The 19020-nt window shown below is 35.4% G+C and carries 17 protein-coding genes; 9 read left to right on the forward strand and 8 right to left on the reverse strand.

Features of this window, described 5'->3' with window-relative positions; genetic code table 11:
- Positions 1–105 precede the first annotated feature (105 nt).
- The 3 genes from F4V44_RS17435 to F4V44_RS17445 all read right to left on the reverse strand — a co-directional run bounded on the left by F4V44_RS17435 (position 106) and on the right by F4V44_RS17445 (position 5530).
- The gene (locus tag F4V44_RS17435) at positions 106–3228 is read right to left on the reverse strand and encodes an MMPL family transporter (protein ID WP_150441284.1); all 3123 of its coding nucleotides are present in this window, start codon (positions 3226–3228) and stop codon (positions 106–108) included.
- Between the two features lie 3 nt (positions 3229–3231).
- Positions 3232–3693 (reverse strand): MarR family winged helix-turn-helix transcriptional regulator, encoded by a 462-nt coding sequence (locus F4V44_RS17440; protein ID WP_150441285.1) that lies wholly within the window; start codon positions 3691–3693, stop codon positions 3232–3234.
- 181 nt (positions 3694–3874) lie between these two features.
- Complete coding sequence (locus F4V44_RS17445; RefSeq protein WP_150441286.1) at positions 3875–5530, reverse strand: Na/Pi cotransporter family protein; 1656 nt, start codon at positions 5528–5530, stop codon at positions 3875–3877.
- A gap of 399 nt (positions 5531–5929) precedes the next feature.
- Here F4V44_RS17445 and cyoE point away from each other — a divergent pair, with 399 nt between their 5' ends.
- From cyoE to F4V44_RS17460, 3 genes are all read left to right on the forward strand, one after another.
- Positions 5930–6859, forward strand: coding sequence for a heme o synthase (gene cyoE, locus F4V44_RS17450; RefSeq protein WP_150441287.1), 930 nt, complete (start codon positions 5930–5932; stop codon positions 6857–6859).
- A gap of 285 nt (positions 6860–7144) precedes the next feature.
- Positions 7145–8143, forward strand: coding sequence for an NAD(P)H-dependent flavin oxidoreductase (locus F4V44_RS17455; RefSeq protein ID WP_150441288.1), 999 nt, complete (start codon positions 7145–7147; stop codon positions 8141–8143).
- A gap of 239 nt (positions 8144–8382) precedes the next feature.
- Positions 8383–9339 (forward strand): glycine-rich domain-containing protein, encoded by a 957-nt coding sequence (locus F4V44_RS17460; protein ID WP_150441289.1) that lies wholly within the window; start codon positions 8383–8385, stop codon positions 9337–9339.
- A gap of 61 nt (positions 9340–9400) precedes the next feature.
- Here the strand turns inward: F4V44_RS17460 and F4V44_RS17465 are convergent, their stop codons facing one another.
- Positions 9401–10393: an NAD-dependent epimerase gene (locus tag F4V44_RS17465; protein ID WP_150441290.1), complete on the reverse strand. Its 993-nt coding sequence runs from the start codon at positions 10391–10393 to the stop codon at positions 9401–9403.
- Between the two features lie 313 nt (positions 10394–10706).
- On the opposite strand from F4V44_RS17465, the gene F4V44_RS17470 reads away from it, so the two are divergent.
- Entirely contained in the window at positions 10707–11807 is a 1101-nt protein-coding gene (locus F4V44_RS17470; protein ID WP_150441291.1) for a CotS family spore coat protein, read from the forward strand.
- A 1-nt stretch (position 11808) separates the two neighbouring features.
- Positions 11809–13260 carry a glycosyltransferase family 4 protein gene (locus F4V44_RS17475; RefSeq protein WP_150441292.1) on the forward strand — a complete coding sequence of 484 codons (1452 nt, stop codon included), beginning with the start codon at positions 11809–11811 and terminating at the stop codon, positions 13258–13260.
- A gap of 234 nt (positions 13261–13494) precedes the next feature.
- On the opposite strand, the gene F4V44_RS17480 is transcribed toward F4V44_RS17475, so the two are convergent.
- Positions 13495–14085: a guanylate kinase gene (locus F4V44_RS17480; RefSeq protein WP_150441293.1), complete on the reverse strand. Its 591-nt coding sequence runs from the start codon at positions 14083–14085 to the stop codon at positions 13495–13497.
- A 509-nt stretch (positions 14086–14594) separates the two neighbouring features.
- Here F4V44_RS17480 and F4V44_RS17485 point away from each other — a divergent pair.
- Positions 14595–14963, forward strand: a complete 369-nt coding sequence (locus tag F4V44_RS17485; protein ID WP_150441294.1) for a hypothetical protein — start codon at positions 14595–14597, stop codon at positions 14961–14963.
- Between the two features lie 46 nt (positions 14964–15009).
- Here F4V44_RS17485 and F4V44_RS17490 read toward each other — a convergent pair whose 3' ends face one another.
- The 3 genes from F4V44_RS17490 to F4V44_RS17500 all read right to left on the reverse strand — a co-directional run bounded on the left by F4V44_RS17490 (position 15010) and on the right by F4V44_RS17500 (position 16802).
- Entirely contained in the window at positions 15010–15450 is a 441-nt protein-coding gene (locus tag F4V44_RS17490) for a DUF2383 domain-containing protein (RefSeq protein WP_150441295.1), read from the reverse strand.
- A gap of 230 nt (positions 15451–15680) precedes the next feature.
- Complete coding sequence (locus F4V44_RS17495) at positions 15681–16034, reverse strand: GIY-YIG nuclease family protein (protein ID WP_150441296.1); 354 nt, start codon at positions 16032–16034, stop codon at positions 15681–15683.
- Positions 16035–16055: 21 nt separating this feature from the next.
- Positions 16056–16802 (reverse strand): DUF2087 domain-containing protein, encoded by a 747-nt coding sequence (locus tag F4V44_RS17500; protein ID WP_150441297.1) that lies wholly within the window; start codon positions 16800–16802, stop codon positions 16056–16058.
- A gap of 296 nt (positions 16803–17098) precedes the next feature.
- Between F4V44_RS17500 and F4V44_RS17505 the strand changes: the two genes are divergently transcribed.
- The 3 genes from F4V44_RS17505 (at position 17099) to F4V44_RS17515 (ending at position 18985) form a co-directional block, all read left to right on the forward strand.
- The gene (locus F4V44_RS17505) at positions 17099–17368 is read left to right on the forward strand and encodes a 2TM domain-containing protein (RefSeq protein ID WP_150441298.1); all 270 of its coding nucleotides are present in this window, start codon (positions 17099–17101) and stop codon (positions 17366–17368) included.
- Between the two features lie 183 nt (positions 17369–17551).
- A complete protein-coding gene (gene uvsE / locus F4V44_RS17510) occupies positions 17552–18517 on the forward strand; it encodes a UV DNA damage repair endonuclease UvsE (RefSeq protein WP_150441379.1) in 966 nt (321 codons plus the stop codon).
- Between the two features lie 132 nt (positions 18518–18649).
- A complete protein-coding gene (locus F4V44_RS17515; protein WP_150441299.1) occupies positions 18650–18985 on the forward strand; it encodes a zinc ribbon domain-containing protein YjdM in 336 nt (111 codons plus the stop codon).
- The last annotated feature ends 35 nt before the right edge of the window (positions 18986–19020 follow it).

Below are 19020 nucleotides of genomic sequence, written 5' to 3' on the forward strand. Positions count from 1 at the left end.
GGTGAATAAATTAATTTATTATAATTTTATTATGTTAACTTGATTGATATATAAGCTAAATCCCCATACTAATCAGCAGGAGATTTAGCTAACATCTTTATTCATTTAATTTATTGGTCGTTTAAATGGCCACCAGTTTGCTTTTCCGAAATTTTTCACTAAAACTGGAACAAAAAGCGGGAGAACAATAAACGAATATAGCAATAAACCTGTAAGAATAATAGAGGCAATCTGCAGCAATGAAAGCATTCCCGAAGGCATCATGGCAGCAAAGGTACCACCTAATATAATAGCTGCTGAGATAATAACGGTTCCCATTTTCTTCATTGCTAAATGCATTGCTTCAGTGACAGTAAGTTCTTTATACTCATTAAATCGGTCCATTAAGAAAATACTATAATCAACACCTAGTGCCATTAGAATAACAAAGGCAAAGAACGGCACGGCCCAGGAAATTCCCGTATAGCCAAATATATTCATGAAGATGACTTCATTGATAGACATGGCTGTGTAATAAGTAAGAATCAATGAACCAATTAAATAAACCGGCATAATGATAGAACGGAATAAGAAAATTAAGATAATGGAAATTCCGACTAGCATATAAATGACTGTTTTCGAATAATCTCCATTAGACATTGTTTGTAAATCGGCATTTGTACTAGTGATACCACCAACAGCGACTTGGGCATTTTCTAATTTTGTGCCTTTTGTTGTCTGATCTATGATAGACTTTATTTCGTCTATTGAATCAATTGCTTCATTAGAATATGGATTTGATTTGTATACAATATCCATTGTCATAACTTTACGGTCAGGTGAGAAATAAGTATCTAGAACAGGTGCAAACTCTTCACTTGTTAACATTTCCTCAGGAAGGTAAAATGCAGAAGTATTTGTTAGGCCTGATAAATATTCTTGAGCAGAAGATAAGCCATCTGACACTTGTTCAAGTCCGTCTGCACTTTTTCCAAGTCCATCTGTTAATTCATTCATTTGTTCACCTAGGCCGCTGAAACCTTCAAGTAACTGCTTTTGTCCATTATTTACTTCTGAAAGCCCGTCCGTTACAGCAGGGAAGTGACTGACAATTTGCTCTTGTCCATTGGCTAATTGCTCTAAACCATCTTGTTGTACTTGGATTCCGTCAATTAATGCCTGAAGACCTTTTGCTAATTCATCCTGGCCTGCTACGACCGTTTCATAATTTGTATTAGCTGTTACAACACCCTCTGAAAGTGGTGACAGTCCGGCATTAAGCTCAGAAATGGCAGAAGACAATTGAGCTAGCGGACCTTGTACACCTGTTACAACCCCTTTAATCTTTCCGTATTCAGGAGAAGAAAGGATTCCTTCATAGTTTTCTTCAATTCTCGTAAAATCTTCAGGGGTGATCTGTGATAGATTGCTAGATAATAGGGCTAAGTTTTTACCAATCTCCTGATATCCGCTGTTTAAGGTAGATAAATTAGTGCCAGCACTCTGATATCCTGCTAATAGCTGCTGATGTCCTGCTAATAGTTCCTCAGCTCCCGTCTTTGCTTTTGTAAGTCCATCCTTTATTTGGGTTGAACCGGCTGTTCCTTGGCGGAGTCCATTTTCAATTTTGGCCAAGTTCTCTTCTATTTCAGATAGACCCGATTGCAGTTCGCTCGTACCGGAAACTAAAGAGCTGATTCCGTCTGTTGCATTCTCCAACTCAGGAGCTGAAGAGGAGAGCTTGCTTTCAGCTTCTTGAAGTCCATTGCTGATTTTCTCGATGCCATCTTTCCCTTCTCCAAGACCTTCCTCTAATGTTTCAGCTTGACTGGCAAGGTAAAGTTCCTCAAGGGTTTCTCCAACCGGTCTAGTAGCCGACCTTACTTTATCAACTAAGTCTACCTTTTCCAAGTTTTGAGATAACACTTCAATGAGTTCAAAGTATTCAAGTGAGTCCATTTCTTCATCATTTTTCATCACAATTTGTGTTGAAAGAGCTTCACCGGGGCTGAAGCTGTCAGAAATAACGTTAAAGCCCTTTATGGCCGGAACATCTTCACTTACTTCTTCAAGCGAGTTAAAAGAAAGTGTACCATCATAAGTGATTAAGAAGGGGACACAAATGCCTGCAACAAGTAATAAAGAAAGAAGTGGTCTTGAAAGCGAGAATTTACCTGCAATAGCCCACATTTTGCTTTCACCATGATCAGCGGCCTGTTTTGATGGCCAGAAAAGCTTCGGACCAAGAATGGCCATAAAGAAGGGTACAACTGTAAACAAAGCTAGTAAAAGGACAGCTACACCGACAGCTACAGCTGCTGCTGATTGATAAAGCTGGAATTCAGAAAATCCAATTGCAGCAAATCCTATCATTACTGCCAGTCCGCTGAAAAATACGGTTCGTCCTGCATTTCGATAGGTTGCGATAATAGAGTCTGCAATGGATTCGTTAGCGGATAATTCCTCTTTAAATCGGCTAAGAAGCAAAATACAATAATCAGTACCGATTCCAAATAATACGGCTACTAGGAAAATTTGTGTATAGCTTGAGATAGGGAAGTTTAAAGCATCAACTAAAAAAGCAACAATGGATTGCGACGTAATATAGGTGATTCCGACTGTAATTAGTGGAATGAATGGTGCGATAACGGATCTAAATACGAGAAGCAATACAGCTAGAATAAACACAACTGTTATTCCTTCCGTTTTCTTTAATCCTTCCTGAGAGCTTGTAATCATAGCTTCACTTATCATCCAGCTGCCTGTGTAATAATGTTCAACCTCAATATCTTCAATCGTCTCATAATAAAGTTCACGAAGCTCCTGTTCACTTATTTCGTCATTCCAGGTATGCTTAATCGAAACAAGGATTGTTTTTCCGTCTTCTGAAACGAGTTGATTTTTTAAAGACTCTTCATTAAAATGAGTTAATATTTCTGTAATACCAAGTTTTTCTTTATTTTTTTCCAATAATTGAATGGCTTTTTCAGCTTCCGAAATGTCTGCATTTGTCAAAGCTTTCTCATTATGAAAAACAAGAGCAAGTGTAGACGTATCACCTGCACTATTTTGCTCCTGAACGTCCATTAGAATTTCTCCTGCTAATGTAGAAGAATACCCTTCAGGTACTGTTATATCTCCTTTTTCGCGTACAAGGTCCCCCATATTTGGTGCGATTAGAAACAAGCCTGCGGCTATTGCAATCCATGCAAGGATGACAAGCCATTTGCCTTTAATAATTGCTTTCACGCCTTATTCCCCCAGGTTTTTATCTTTTTCAGCTAATATAATGGTATTTAGCTTCTCGTATGTTTTCATAAAGGCTTCAATTTCTTCTTGATCAAATTGAGTAATAAAGGATGCCACTAATTTGTGAATACGGGCCTCTGATTGATTGAACATAGCTTTGCCTGCATCTGTTAATGTTAAATACACAATCCGACGGTCTTTTTCATCACGAGTTCTTTGAATAAGGCCTTTATCCCATAACCGGTTAATAATGGCTGTGATAGCACTTTTTTTTACATGAAAAATTTCTGCAAGCTCTGATGAGGTACAAACTTCTACTTTGTTTATGTACCTAAGCATATACTGCTGATCATTCGTTAAATCACCGCTTATTTGTCCTTTAATCATATTTTCTACATTCTTTTCAATAGAAAAATTAAGATCGATATATTGATCGACTAATTTTTTGATTGATGTTTCATCCAAAAATAGTTCACCTCTTAAATAGTTAAATGATTGAACCAATTTCTTTATCTACTTTATTACAAATTGCATTTTTTGTAAACTGTATTATGTAGTCTAACGATAGAGAAAAGTCAAATTCAGAAATCAGCAAACGAAAAAGGATAGAGAAGGAAGGGGGACACTTCCTTTTCTATCCTTTTAATTATTGTGCATAATAATTAGTGGTTCCTTCTGAAGAGCTAATAACAGCTTCAGCAATATTGCAGGCATGGTCTGCAATTCTTTCAAGATTACTGATAATATCGACATAGACAATACCCGCATCTCCGGAGCAAAGTCTTTCATTCAAGCGCAGAATATGACGTTTTCTTAATACTCTTTCCATTTTATCAATTTCATCTTCTTTTGATAAAACATCTTTAGCTAATTCTACGTTGTTTTCAAAGAAAGCATTAAAAGAAGTTGTTAACATTGCAGCTGTTAATTCATGCATTTCCTTTAATTCAGCAGATGCATCATCAGAAAAATGAACTTTTTTATTGATTTTATAGTCAATTAGCTCTACAACATTTTCCATATGGTCACCGATTCTTTCAATATCTCTTATCGAGTCAGCAATCATTGAAAAATCGTCTCTTTCTTTATTCGATAATGGTTTTGATGAAATAGCCAATAGGTATTCGGTAATTTTTTTATCTAAATGATTAATCCCGGTTTCATATTGCAGCGCATTGTCAGCATATTTCTTATCACTTGTTTTTAGGTAAGTAAAAGCATCGTTAATACCAGTAATGGAAAATTCAGCCATTCTTTGTAATTCTTTTTTAGCCTGTCCAAGCGCAATGGATGGTGAATGTTCAATTAAGGTTGGATTTAAATGCTGTGGTTTTGTATCGATATACTCATCCTCACCAGGAATAATTTTTGTAACAATCCAAGCTAAAACGGCGATAAATGGAAATTGAATAATCGTATTCGATATATTAAAGGTTCCATGTGCAAATGCTATCGTCATTTCCGGATTGAGATTAAGTGTATTCTGCAAATAACTTATTAACGCTGTAAATGGTACGAGAAGAATTAAGAATATGATGGTTCCAATGATATTAAACAAAACATGGACAAATGCTGCTCTTCTTGCTGAAATTGACGCGCCAATCGATGCAATAACCGCAGTAATCGTTGTACCAATATTATCTCCAAAAAGAACAGGTAAAGCAGCATTTAATGTAATAGCACCTTCGGAAAAAAGCTCCTGTAAAATACCAATGGTAGCACTTGAGCTTTGAACAATAACAGTGAAAATAGTACCGATGACTACCCCTAAGATAGGATTGTCACTCATACTTACTGTAAGGTCATGAAAGGCTTCTAATGATCGTAAAGGTTTCATACCGCCGCTCATTAACTCTAATCCGAAGAATAGACTACCAAAACCAAAAACAACCTGTCCTAAAGCTGTTATCAACCTCTTTTTAAAGAAGAAGAGTAAGCCGGCACCGATTGCAATAATCGGCAGGGCGTAGGCGCCGATGTCAATCCCGATAATAAAAGCAGTAACGGTTGTTCCGATATTGGCTCCCATAATAACACCAATTGCTTGTTTTAAAGTCATAAAGCCGGCGCTGACCAATCCAACTGTTAATGCCGTGGTACCTGAACTTGATTGAATCAAGACAGTTACAAGAAGTCCAGCTAGAACACCCATGAAAGGATTTGTAGTAAAACGATCTAAAATATCCTTAAGACGATCTCCTGCTGCTGATTGCAGACCATCTCCCATGTATTTTAAACCAAACAGGAAGATTCCTAATCCTCCTAAAAATTCAAAAATCATTTCTTGATAGTTCATATCCAAGGTTGAATCCACTCCTGAAAAATAAAATAGCAAAGCCTTAGACATAGTATCAATAATTTAATTTAGATTTACGCATTTAATAAAATCTTTACATTAAATTAATAAAATATTTACAATTAGATAATTCTAATTTAAGTGAATAATAAAACAAAAAGAGTTAATCTAAATTGGTAAGAATTTTGAAGATAATAATATAGAAAAACGTTGTCGAAATGAGGTATAATATATCATAATAATGTTGTTAAAGTAATAATTTCACATAATAAAATAACTGTGGATGTCATGTAATTTAAAGGATTTCTAATTAGGATATAGAAAGTCAACTTATGTATAATGTAAAGATTGACTAAGAAACTCCTAGATAGACCTAATGGGAGAAATCAGGGGGAGAGACAATTAATGAGGGAAACTGTCACAACAGCATTGGAAGGAAATGAAAAGACGTATCAAGTTCAAAATCGATCGGTTAAATCAATTATAAGTGACTTGACATCTCTTTTAAAAGGCTTGGTTTTGGTCGTGAATGTCTTACCAGTGTTAACCGGATTTTGGTTGGCCTTACATTTTACAAATGCTTCTATATTAGAGTACTGGGATGTTTTATTAATAACGATGATTGGGAGTACCTTAGTCATTGCTGGTGCTCTTGCACTGAATAATTGGTATGAGGTTGACCTTGATAGGGTAATGGAAAGAACTAAGAACCGGCCAACCGTTACAGGTAATTTCTCTATGAATGCCGTACTAACAATGGGGATTGTTTTTACCATTCTAGGCTTTGCTTTGTTACTATTTACCACAATGGAAGCTGTCATTTACACATTTATTGGATGGTTTACTTATGTGGTTTTATATACGATGTGGTCAAAACGAAAGTATACTCTTAACACAATGATTGGAGCTATTTCAGGAGCAGTTACTCCCTTAATGGGTTGGACAGTCATTGCGCCTGGTTACCATATTGTACCGATTACATTAGCCCTAATTGTTTTTATTTGGCAGATGCCTCATACATTTGCCATTGCAATGAGAAGATATAACGAATATAAGCGGGCAGGCGTGGCTATGCTTCCGGTTGTACATGGATTTGAAGTAACAAAGCGGCAAATTGTTGTTTATATTATTTGTTTGCTTCCATTACCCTTCTTTTTAGCTTCACTCGGAACGGAGTTTGTCGTGATTGCAACCGTGTTAAACATTATCTGGATGATTACGGGAATACGCGGTCTTTTCATGAAACAAGATATAAAATGGGCTAATCACATGTTTATTTATTCGGTTAACTATCTTTTAATTTTGTTTATTTTAATGATGGTTGTTACATGGTAATAATAGGATAGTAGAAATAAGGAACATATGCTGTGATAAATCACACAAATTCATGACTGAAGAAACGATAACTTTTAAATATATGAGAATATGAAAAAGAGACCTTATAAAAGAGGTCTTTTTTTCATATTTAGTCATGTTTAATTTTCACTATAAACCCTATAGAAATAAGGTAATGATCTACTTCTATTACTTAATGACAAACGTCACTAGTGAATAAGAAAGTAGCGTGTTACACTCCTATTTAGTTATATCGAAATAATAAATAGGAAACGGGGATTAATAATGAATTTTCCACAATTGACGATAGGACATATGATGCCAAAACTTCCGATTTTGCAAGGGGGAATGGGAGTTGGAGTCTCACTGAGTAAACTTGCATCAGCGGTTGCAAATGCGGGGGGAATTGGAATCATTTCAGGAACAGGTATTTCTGTTGAGGAAATGCGCAAACATATAAGATTGGCAAAAGCAGCTGTGAAAGGTTCTGGCTATATTGGAGTTAATGTTCTGTTTGCAATGAATGATTTTGCAGAGAAAATGAAGGCAGCTTTAGAGGAAAAAGTTGATTTTATTATTTCGGGGGCAGGGATTTCAAGAGATATGTATGCTTGGGGAAGAGAAGCAGGTATTCCGGTTCTTTCGATTGTCTCATCAGCTAAATTGGCAAGGATTTCTCAAAAGCTTGGTGCTGCCGCTGTTGTGGTTGAAGGATTTGAAGCAGGCGGACATCTAGGAACAGACAGGCCGATGTTTGATATTCTTCCTGAGGTGGTAGAAGCCATTACCATTCCGGTGATTGCGGCGGGTGGAATCATGAAAGGACAAGATATTGCGAAAGCACTTGAAATGGGTGCATCTGGAGTTCAAATGGGAACAAGATTTGTTGCCAGTCATGAATGCGATGCCCCATTAGCTTTTAAACAAAAATATGTGGAAGCCCGTACGGAAGATACGCTTCTTGTTAAAACTACCGTAGGCTTATATGGAAGAGTAATAGCCAATTCATTTTCGGATAGAATTGCAGGTGAAAATAAAGTGAAGATAGAAAAATGTCTTGATTGCTTGAAAAATTGTTCTTATCGATTTTGTACCTTGGATTCCCTCTTTAAAGTGGTGGAGGGGGATGTCGAAAACGGATTGGTATTTGCCGGATCCAGGGTTCATGAAATAAAGGAAATTCTTTCTGTCCAACAAATAATGGATAATCTATTAAAGGAATATAAAATGGCGGTTGCTCCAGACAAAAATCATTTAATAAATAAACTAGTCTATTCTTTCTAAATTCCTTTTATATATTTTCATTCATGAAGAAATTCAAGCATCTGATACAAGCAGGTGCTTTTTTTATATTAGATTGACATGAAACTTTATCTCTTTTCATTCGTATACTTTTTTATAGTCATTATTTTTAGATATTTCTGATTCTAAATGATTTTATTAGTTTTTTAGATAGCTATCTACATAGTACATATTAAGAACCGATATAGAATCATTTGATCATTTTAGAAAGGGGAGAAGATATGCTTGATGGGCTAGTAGGAGTATTTGTTATCCTTTTTATTGTTATTATTTTTCTGATTTCTTTATCTTTTAAACGAAAAAGCAAGAAATTGAAGAATCTGCCGATCCCAGATCATTTAGGAATTCAAAATGAAAACTATTTGCCGATGGTTCAAGCTCTTGAACAATCCTTGTCAGATTATTATAAGGAAGCTGTAAAAAATCGTCTCTTGCAAAATCATCCTGAGTGGTCTGATTATGAGTACGAGTGGTTATTTTTTGAAATGAAACGGTTCTTTTTGATTAATAGTCTACTGAAGTCAGTACCAATGTTCAGTTCACGTGTTGATGATATTTGGCATGAGATGCTGATGTTTACAAGAGAATATGAAACCTTTTCAAAGAACTTCTATCATGAATTATTACATCATATTCCTAATACCGATAATACACTTATATCCAACGAAAGAGGTTTCTTTGATTGGATCTATTTAAGTTTATTTGATTCAACACCAAACAGCAGGGAAATATGGGGAGGATTTCTACAGGAGCCGATTAACCGGACCATCCTTGATGATTTTCGCCAGTTGTCTGATGAAGATTTAATTAGAAAATATTTTCGAGAACATTCAGATTGGATGGAAATCAAAGGGGATGTTATCCGGAAAATGAAAAAAGAAATCTTTCAATCTGATGATGTAAAGCAGGGAAAAAAAACACTTGCTGTCCCGCCAACTTCTTCAGAACAACATTATTTTCAATATGCAATGGGCGCAGCCGTTTTTTATTCTATTTATGAAGATGATCAATATCAAGAACAAATGCATGAATGGCATCCTTGTGACTATTACAAAGGCCCTCCAACAGGAGCTTCTTCTTGTACCGCTTTTGCCTGCAGCTCCTCAAGTGACCATGACTCAGGAGGCAGCAATGGAGATTCCAGTTGTGCGAGCTGTGGGGGAGGTTGCAGCAGTTAATTACTAAAAAAAATCTCATCCATTGGAATGAGATTTTTTTTAGTAAAAAGAAATAATTGAGTTATGAAATGTTGTAATATTCTTTATACCATTTAACAAAATTTTTGATACCTTCTTCAATTGATATAGAGGGTGTAAATTGGGTATCTTGAATCAAATCATTAATATCAGCAAAGGTTTCGGGAACATCTCCAGGCTGAATGGGCATATAATTCTTAATTGCCCTCCTTTCAAGCTGATCCTCTAATAGCTTAATCATGTCATTAAGTTGTACAGGCTTATGGTTTCCAATATTGTAAACTTTATATGGCGGCTGTGAGTCCCCTTTTGGAGGACCGTTATTCATAAGTCGGACAATGGATTCAACGACATCATCAATATACGTGAAGTCTCTTTTCATATTGCCATAATTATAGATTTGAATAGGCTGTTTATTCATAATGGCATTGCTGAAGGAGAATATGGCCATATCAGGTCTTCCCCAAGGCCCATAAACAGTAAAGAACCGTAAACCAGTTGTTGGGAGCTGAAAAAGATGGCTGTATGTGTAGGCCATTAATTCATTTGCTTTTTTAGTTGCTGCATACAAGCTGATTGGATGGTCTGTACGGTCGTCTATGGAAAAAGGAATCTTTTCATTTCCCCCATAAACTGAACTAGAAGAAGCATAGAGCAAATGTGGGATTTTATGCTTTTTACAGCATTCTAATAAATTAAAAAAGCCAACAAGATTGGATTGGATATAGGTTTGAGGATTAGTTAAGCTATACCGTACTCCTGCTTGGGCTGCGAGGTGTACCACTGCATCAGGGTTAAATTGTTCAAACATTTTTTCGAGTAATTCTAGATTTTCCATTGACCCTCTAATAAATGAAAAATGCGGATTTTTTTTCAGGATTTTTAAACGGTCTTCTTTTAAGATTGGGTCGTAATAGTTATTCATATTATCAATCCCCAGAACGGTGAATCCCTCGTCTAACAATCGCTTTGATAGGTGAAAACCTATGAAGCCAGCGCATCCGGTGATAAATACCTTACTTGAGGTACCCTGCATAGTTCGCTTCCTTTCTATTTTAGAATTCATCAAGATTGTAATTTCCTACTATACTATGTTTTGATTTTGAATTCGTACGAGCCAATAATCTAAAATCTGTCAATAGTTTTTTAAAAAAATCTGAAAATGTAAGGGAAGTTGTCCAAACAGGTCACTTAATAAAAACATACAATAATTAAGAGCATGTGCCTAAGGAATCAAGTTCTATATGCAGCTAATTAAATGAAAGGTTCCATTCCTATCCGAAACAGCATTTAATGATTTGAAGAGTATTGCTCTAAAGGAAATTATGAATCATTTAAGGAGGCTTATTATGGAAGAGGTATTAATTGAACCATGGGAAGTGGATGAAACAATCCATGAGGAATTTTATGTACCCGATTATATTACCAACATTGGCATCAAGGTTCTAGAACACTACGACTTATCTGTGAAGAGCATGGTGGTCATTACAACAAAGGCAGATAAAGGCGGAGCTATATGGAAGCTTGAGACAAGCTCCGGTCCAAAAAGTTTAAAGTTATTACATCGCAGACCTACTCGCAGTTTATTTAGTTTAGGGGCACAGGAATATTTAGTTGATGTGCAGAAAGCCAATGTGCCGCCAATTGTCAAAACAAAAGACGGTCAAAATTATGTAGAAGCAGGCGGAAAGCTGTGGTTCGTTGCTGAGTGGATTGAACCTTTATTTCCTGTGACAAAGGATCTTGAAGGAGCAAAACATCTTTGTCGTGCATTAGGAGAGTTTCATAAATTAAGTAAGGGGTATGTCCCGCCTGAACATGCGGAGTTAGCTACAAGATTATATAAATGGCCCAAATCATATGAAAAAGTTGTCAATAAAATGGATTGGTTTCGAACGATTGCTAACGCTTACAGTGATTTACCGGCAAGCCAACATTTATTAAATGTTGTGGATATATTTGAACAACAGGCCATAAATAGTTTAGAAAGATTAAAACAATCAGGTTACGATAATTTAGTACAGAGTGGTAATGAAAGCTGGGGATTAGTTCATCAGGATTATGGCTGGTCAAATGGACAAATGGGTGCGGATGGAATGTGGATCATTGACTTAGATGGTGTTGCTTATGACCTGCCGATTCGTGATTTAAGAAAATTAATTTCAGGAACAATGGCCGACCTATTAATATGGGATACTACTTGGGTTCGGGAAATGATTAAGGCATACCATGAAGCAAACCCTATCTCACCAGAACTTTATGAGGTATTATTGATTGATTTATCCCTGCCCACTGAATTTTATAAGAATATTAAGGAAGTAGTCTATGATCCTGAACTTTTCCTCAATGATCCACAAACTGTTGCACTGATTCAAACCATTGTTGATACTGACCAGTCAAAGTGGCCTGTATTAGATGAAATTAAAGACGACTGGAAGGGAGTAAGCTAATATGAAAGTATTAATGATTTGTACAGAAAAACTTCCGGTTCCTCCAGTTCTAGGGGGGGCAATTCAAACCTATATTTCCGGAATCCTTCCATATTTACGTGATAAATATGAAATTACTGTATTAGGTGTGAATGATCCTTCTCTGCCAGATTCTGAAACAATTGATGGCGTTCACTATGCACGTATTCCTGGGAAGGTATTTGAAATTTACAAAGATGAAGTGGTAAAATATCTTGAATCTAATCAGTTTGATTTAATTCATATCTTTAACCGGCCTCGTCTTGTCCTACCTGTTAGAAATGTGGCACCGAATGCAAAAATTACCTTAAGTATGCATAATGATATGTTCTATCCGCAAAAGATTAATCCAGAGGAAGCAGCAGCTGTTGTCCACGAGGTAACAAATATTGTCACAATTAGTAAATATGTAGGAAATGTTATTAGAGAATTATATCCTGAAGCCGCCTCAAAGCTCCGTCATATTTATTCCGGTGTAGACTCCAATCAATTTTTACCAGGTAATCATCCTAAAATGCAAAAAATTCGCAATGAGATTCGTAAAGCGAATGGTTTAGAAAATAAAACAGTCATTTTGTTTGCCGGAAGATTGTCCCATAACAAAGGTGTAGATCGTCTTGTTCGTGCATTACCAGCACTTTCAAAAAAACATAAGGATTTGGCTTTAGTCATTGTTGGAAGTAAATGGTTCAGCCAAGAAGATATAACAGACTATATTGCTTATGTAAAATCTTTAGCGAATAAATTGCCAATTCCAGTTGTTGCAACAGGGTTTGTTTCACCTAGTCAAATCCAAAACTGGTTTGCTGCAGCTGATATTTTTGTCTGTACCTCGCTATGGCAGGAACCGCTTGCACGTGTACACTATGAAGCAATGGCAGCAGGTTTGCCGATTCTTACAACAGCTAGAGGTGGAAATCCGGAAGTTATTCTAGTAGGGGAGAATGGTCTTGTCGTTGAAAATCCGGATTCACCAGCTGGTTTTGAAGAGAAATTAAATGAAATTTTATCAAACAAAACAGTCATGAAGAAAATGGGTGAAAAAGGACGTGAGCTAGCCGTTTCAATCTATAATTGGGAAAGGGTAGCCACAGAAGTGATTGAAGTATGGGAACACTCATTAAATACTCCGCTTAAAGAAGAAATGCAGCCATTTGAAGAGCAAATGGAACCATCTTTAGAAACCGCTTTTGAAGAAGTTATCCCGCAAGAAGAACAAGTCGAAGAATTGACTGTTCAAGAATCGGTAGCGACAGAAGAAAAAGAAACAGAAGAGGAAATAGCTAGAAAGGAAAAAGAAAAGGCAGAGAAAAAATTGAAAAAAGATTTAAAGAAGAAAAAGAAAAAAGAAGAGAAGGAGAAAAAAGAAAAGAAAGAGAAAAAGGAAAAGAAGGAGAAAAAAGATAAAGGTAAATCAAAGAAATCTAAAAAGTGACATAACTATCGAAAAGAAGCCGTAGTCCGAAAAACGAAAACGGCTTCTTTTTATTGGGATTATTTTTGTTAGATGAACACTGAGGGTTGCATCAGAGGTAAAGCATTCATTAACTATAGGAAATACTTAAAGCATGGAATGTAAACTTGATGGACTGGTACGTTGTCCCTTTCGTGTTAGGGACACAGTACCATCACAGTACCTCCATCAAATAAACTAAGAAAAAGGGTAAGATTAATAATCGGTTACAATAATGTCTCTGTCGAGGAACTTTTCAATGACTTCACTGATTTGAAATGAAGCTTGAGGCAAATCAAAATTCTCAAAGCTGTGTTCACAGTTGTTTTTATAAAGCATTGTATCATGATAATGGTTCATATGACGGGTAATGTCTTCGTCGCTTTCATTACGTGCTTTTAATCGTTCTAATACAGTATCACGATCAGCGTAAATAAAGAACCTCATCACGCGATCTCCATACATTTGCTTTAATTTCTCAGTACCTTCTGGATTTAATGTTAAATAGACAAGGTTGTGATTCTCAAATGCTTTAACGACATCCTCCTCACGAATACCATAATGGAATCCATCAATCTCAACACTTTCTAAAAACTCATCTTTGGCTTCCATCATTTTAAAGTTTTCTTCGCTTATAAAGTAATAATCTTCACCATCTTGCTCGTAGTGGCGAGGAGGGCGTGTTGTATAGGATAGAACGGTTTCCATATCAAAAGTAGTGGCTACCATTTTGGCGATTGTTTTTCTTCCAGAGCCATCTGGACCTGTATAGATAAATAATTTCTCTTTTCCTTTGATATTGTACATAGATGTACCTCCTTTAATCATTTATACAAAAGCCACAGAAGTGACATTTTGGCAGTGTTCTCGGATTTTTATTGTCTTAAATAAAAAAACAAGTTCAGTATGTGACTTTATCATAGAAATAGATTTGTCACAAATAATTTATATTTTGCTTTTTTTCTACGAACTGGCTTTATTAGTAGTAGAAAAATGGTATTCTAGTAATGGAAGGAGTTATTGCGTAACATAAATAGTAGTTGTACAACTGGTGATTACGAGTTTTATTTCGTAAATAACTAATAGAATTTTTTGGTTATAAATACATTATACCAGATATTTATGAAATGTCTAATAATTCTGATTATTTATTTTGTAAAACTTTTTTGTCCCTTACTGATACTAGATTTACAATACTGATAAATCTCATAATACTCAAGTCATGTTTTTATAGATGATGGAAATTTTATTTTTAAGTAAGCATAGTATCTTAATAAATAAGATTGAAATATTAAATTTTGAATTGAGGTTTAATTATGGGAAGGATTTTACATTTTGGGGAAGAAGAGCTGACTCTTAAATTAACGGGAATACCTTCGTACTTATCGCTAACACGGAAAGTCATCATGCCTTACCGAATCATCAAAAATGTATATGTGGATTATTTTCAGGCACATGTAATCATGCTGAGAATGCCAGGCACTTCTATTCCTCCACTGGATATGTATGAAGGCAGTTTTGAATATGGAAATGAATGGTATTTTCTTTCTTATGAACGTGTACAGCCATTAATATTTATTGAATTAGAAGGTCATAAGAAATTTCGCTATGTGATTTTCCAAATGGAAAAACCAACATCGGTGGCAGCTGAAATACGTAGACGTGTAACAAACTTTGCTGTTTGAATGAATAAGTTCATCAAGCAGCTTAGGTGTACTGTAATTAAATCTTTTATACACGGTCCATTTGCTGTAATAGTTTTTTGAGCACGTTAACATGTTGTTGATCATGATTTAAAATTTTTTCAACTAATTGTTTACTTTCAGTATCTAAATCATTTTTCAATATTTTCTGCGATACTTCAATTCCCCTTGCTTCTCCAGCTAACGCATCTTTTACAATATGGGTATCACGATTTGTTTTTTCTGTTAGATTTTTAATCCATTCAATAATTGTACCTTTTAATCCAAGATGATCAATAGGGATACCGCCGAGACTTTGAATTCTGTCTGCTGTCATTTGTGCATGCTGTTTATGTTCCTGTTGAAATTGATGAAGGGTATGTTTGAGCTCAGCATCCTGGCAGTGATTAATATAGTTTTCATAGGCATGGATAGCCATGTAGTTGCCTTCTAGGAATTGATTTAACTCATCTACCACTCTCTTTCTCATCGAAAAACCCCGTTTCTGCCATGATAGTTATCACAATGTGAGAAGGGCTTAGAAAGCTAATAGTATCCTTCTGCTATATTATTTTGTGTGAAAATAAGAAAAATACTCAAGTTTTTTGTAGTATAGAAAAACATGTTTGTGGAAGTATAAATGGTTTCCTCCTGCGGACATCTTATGAAAGTCTGTGCAGGAGGATTACTTATAGATGATACGATTTATAGAGCTATGGCTCAAGGTTTTTGTTTGTTGTAACCTCGTTCTTCGTATGGTTGTAATTGATTTAGCCACTTTATTTCAAGATCAGCTAATGCTTCTTTCTCATTATAATAAGGGTCGTCGTTCTTTTTTAACGTTTCTAGTACTTCAACCGTGAAAGTATCTTGACCATAATGCTTCCATTCTTCTTGGAGTTTTTTGTTAGAATGAGTACCTGTTTCAAGTTGGAACTTTACTCCATTTAAGGTTTTAACGTTTCTTGTGCTGCCGATAAACATTTTATTATTTACTAGATTCTTTATTTGATAAACAACTGCTTCGACAGGGGTTTCTTTAAACATTTGCTTTAATGCTTTCTTTCGGTCCATACTTTTACCTGCTTTCGTTTTTTATTTAATTAACCAATATTGGCTTCCATCTTTTTTACGATCTAGCAATCCATACTCAATTAAATACCTTCTAATTAAGACATAATCCTCATAAATACCCTTGAGTGATTCATTTAATTCCTTTTCATCATAAATATGGTCTTGTTCTAATTGCTTGGCGATTTCACGAAGCACAATCATTCTTTGCTTTTCCTTAGGAGGAAATTTAATAAGATTTCTTGAAATGAAGTACTTGCTCAGTATCTTCTCTTGTTCTTCCTTGGTTACATTATAACGATTATCTACCATTGTGGCCGTTTTATGGACAGGCACAAAGGCAGGGGCATACTGATCTTTTTCCTTTAGCAGTTCCATTATGGCTAAAAATGTTTTAGCTTGCCTCTCTTTTTCCTTCAGGGAAAACCGGTGATGGCGGATGGTTGTTGCACTGCCAATTCCAAGCTCTTCTTTGACCTCTGTGTCGCTTTTACCTTGATAAAAAAGCTGAAGCAGGCTTTTTTGGTGATTGGTCAAACCAGTCAACTTTTTGTCCATTTCAATCAAGTACTCGAATACCGATTGGTGGGTTCTTTCTATGTGAATACGAACAAATCTTTCTGCTTCATAAAACATATTTTCATAGGGGTAAATAATACCTTTTTCTATTTTCATTCCACATAATAGGCAGACATAAGCATTGTTTTTTTCGACATATCCTTGTTTCAGTTCTTCTAATGTTGTTTCCCAAAAGAATTCACTTATTTCCATTTGTACTAACACATCCAGTCAATATTCAGATATAAAACATTTAGCGAACGATAAACTTGTTAATAGAAAGTTTACAGCATATTAAGATTTAAGTAAACAATTATATAAAAGGTTTGCCTAATCACTAACATATTTATATATAGTTTATTAATTGAAGTGTTGGAGGATTATGGGTAACTGCAGAAAAAGTATTTGATTACGCGGTGACATTTTAGTGTATTCTGTAAATTTGAAACCTTTTCTCGAGAATGAACGTATAGAATGACAATAAGAAACTGATAGCAGGAGGCTCTAAATTGGAAAATAGCGAAAAATATTTAAGGGCGAAAAAAAAGGTACAAAGTCTAAAAGCATTTTATATTCATCTAATTGTGTATATTTTGGTTAATAGTATGCTTCTTGTAATTAATCTTCTCTCTGATTCAGGGAATTGGTGGTTTATTTATCCGCTTGTTGGCTGGGGAATTGGCCTATTAATCCACGGTTTATCAACATTTGTTTTTGGAAAGATGGGCAGTGACTGGGAGGAAAAGAAAATTAAGCAGTATATGGATAAAGACAGGTAATCAAATAAAATTATTTAGATTGTTCTATATTTCATAATAACAAGGGTCCAGCGGTACTGACTAAGTATCGCTTTTTTGTGTGTCTGTTGATAATCCGCTTGGCTTGTTTAAAAAGATGCTTTTTTACTGGAGGAAGTCTATCCAAACATGATTATTACCATACTAATCATGAGGTGGTTTATGATGACAGTTGTACGACTTGGTTATGTAGCTATGAGTATGGAGCTGCAAAATGCATCTCCATCTCAAACGATGACGTATGCCCAATTCCAAAAAATAAGAGACAGAGAAGCGGCGATTCGTAAATTAGAACGAATTGCCATATCCAATTTAGAAAATACGCTGAGACTTCTTCGGCATAATGCTTTTAGTGAGATTCATTTTTATCGCTTAACTTCACGCTTGATTCCATTAGCAAACCATGAAGAGCTTCTTGACTGGGATTATATGAAGCCATTAAAAGATAATCTGCGTGAAGTGGGTGAGTTTGCTGCGAAAAACAGAATAAGAATGGACTTTCATCCGGATCATTTTGTTGTCATTAATTCAGACAAGAAGGAAGTACTGAAAAACTCAATTAAAACATTAAGGCTTCATTATCTGCTGCTGAAGGGAATGGGAATTGATCCTGTTCATCGATGTGTACTGCACGTTGGCGGAAACTATAAGGAAACAGATAAATCACTCGAGCGTTTTGTGGAAAATTGGATGGTGGTTCCTAGTTCCATTCAAAAGATGATTATGCTAGAAAATGACGACACCTCCTTTACAGTAGACGATACTCTCTATTTATGTGAAAAAATAGGGATTCCACTTGTATTTGACTACCACCATCATCTTGCACATCATCAAAATGAAAACTGGCAAAAAAATTGGGAGAGGATTGTTGCAACTTGGAAAGATTCTCCCTTACCAATCAAGATGCATATTTCCAGTCCAAAAAGTGAACAGGAATTTCGTCACCATTCTGATTATATTGATGTTGAGATGTTCTTTCGTTTTTTAAATGAAATAAGAGGTACTGTGCCGCAAATTGATTGTATGATTGAGGCAAAAATGAAGGATCAGGCATTATTTGCCTTAATGGAAGATGTGAAAAAAAGAAGTGATGTTGAAATCATTGATGGCTCATCTTTCCGGTTAATATAGGAATTTGATACATTTGTTTATTCTGAAAGAATGGCAAAAATAATGGGGAAATTTCTATCAGGGCAAGGTATAATAGACAGGTTGATGTTGTTTTGTTTAATCAAATATTCAAAATTAGTGGAGGGAATCATCATGTCAAAATTACCTAACTGTCCTGAATGTCATTCAGAATATACATACGAAGATGGAAGCTTGATTGTTTGTCCGGAGTGTGCCCATGAATGGACATTAGAAGAAGGAAGCAGTGAAGAAGAGAAGGTCATAAAAGATGCAAATGGAAATGTTCTAAATGATGGTGATACTGTAACCGTGATTAAGGACCTTAAAGTAAAAGGATCTTCCTTAACATTGAAGCAGGGGACTAAGGTGAAAAATATCCGTTTAGTAGATGGCGATCATGATATTGATTGCAAAATTGATGGCTTCGGTGCTATGAAACTAAAATCTGAATTTGTGAAAAAGATCTAGAAGTAAAAAACGTCTATTAAGCTTTTGTCTTAATG

This window comes from Niallia endozanthoxylica (genome assembly GCF_008710145.1).
Classification (GTDB): domain Bacteria; phylum Bacillota; class Bacilli; order Bacillales; family Cytobacillaceae; genus Bacillus_BD; species Bacillus_BD endozanthoxylica.

What these genes read in the sequence shown, in the direction of transcription:
- F4V44_RS17470 (WP_150441291.1), top strand. Translation starts at nt 10,707, where the DNA reads ATGGAAGAGGTATTAATTGAACCATGGGAAGTGGATGAAACAATCCAT.
- cyoE (WP_150441287.1), top strand. Translation starts at nt 5,930, where the DNA reads ATGAGGGAAACTGTCACAACAGCATTGGAAGGAAATGAAAAGACGTAT.
- F4V44_RS17465 (WP_150441290.1), bottom strand. Translation starts at nt 10,393, where the DNA reads ATGCAGGGTACCTCAAGTAAGGTATTTATCACCGGATGCGCTGGCTTC.
- F4V44_RS17515 (WP_150441299.1), top strand. Translation starts at nt 18,650, where the DNA reads ATGTCAAAATTACCTAACTGTCCTGAATGTCATTCAGAATATACATAC.
- F4V44_RS17485 (WP_150441294.1), top strand. Translation starts at nt 14,595, where the DNA reads ATGGGAAGGATTTTACATTTTGGGGAAGAAGAGCTGACTCTTAAATTA.
- F4V44_RS17475 (WP_150441292.1), top strand. Translation starts at nt 11,809, where the DNA reads ATGAAAGTATTAATGATTTGTACAGAAAAACTTCCGGTTCCTCCAGTT.
- uvsE (WP_150441379.1), top strand. Translation starts at nt 17,552, where the DNA reads ATGACAGTTGTACGACTTGGTTATGTAGCTATGAGTATGGAGCTGCAA.
- F4V44_RS17490 (WP_150441295.1), bottom strand. Translation starts at nt 15,450, where the DNA reads ATGAGAAAGAGAGTGGTAGATGAGTTAAATCAATTCCTAGAAGGCAAC.
- F4V44_RS17500 (WP_150441297.1), bottom strand. Translation starts at nt 16,802, where the DNA reads ATGGAAATAAGTGAATTCTTTTGGGAAACAACATTAGAAGAACTGAAA.
- F4V44_RS17455 (WP_150441288.1), top strand. Translation starts at nt 7,145, where the DNA reads ATGAATTTTCCACAATTGACGATAGGACATATGATGCCAAAACTTCCG.
- F4V44_RS17460 (WP_150441289.1), top strand. Translation starts at nt 8,383, where the DNA reads ATGCTTGATGGGCTAGTAGGAGTATTTGTTATCCTTTTTATTGTTATT.
- F4V44_RS17480 (WP_150441293.1), bottom strand. Translation starts at nt 14,085, where the DNA reads ATGTACAATATCAAAGGAAAAGAGAAATTATTTATCTATACAGGTCCA.
- F4V44_RS17495 (WP_150441296.1), bottom strand. Translation starts at nt 16,034, where the DNA reads ATGGACCGAAAGAAAGCATTAAAGCAAATGTTTAAAGAAACCCCTGTC.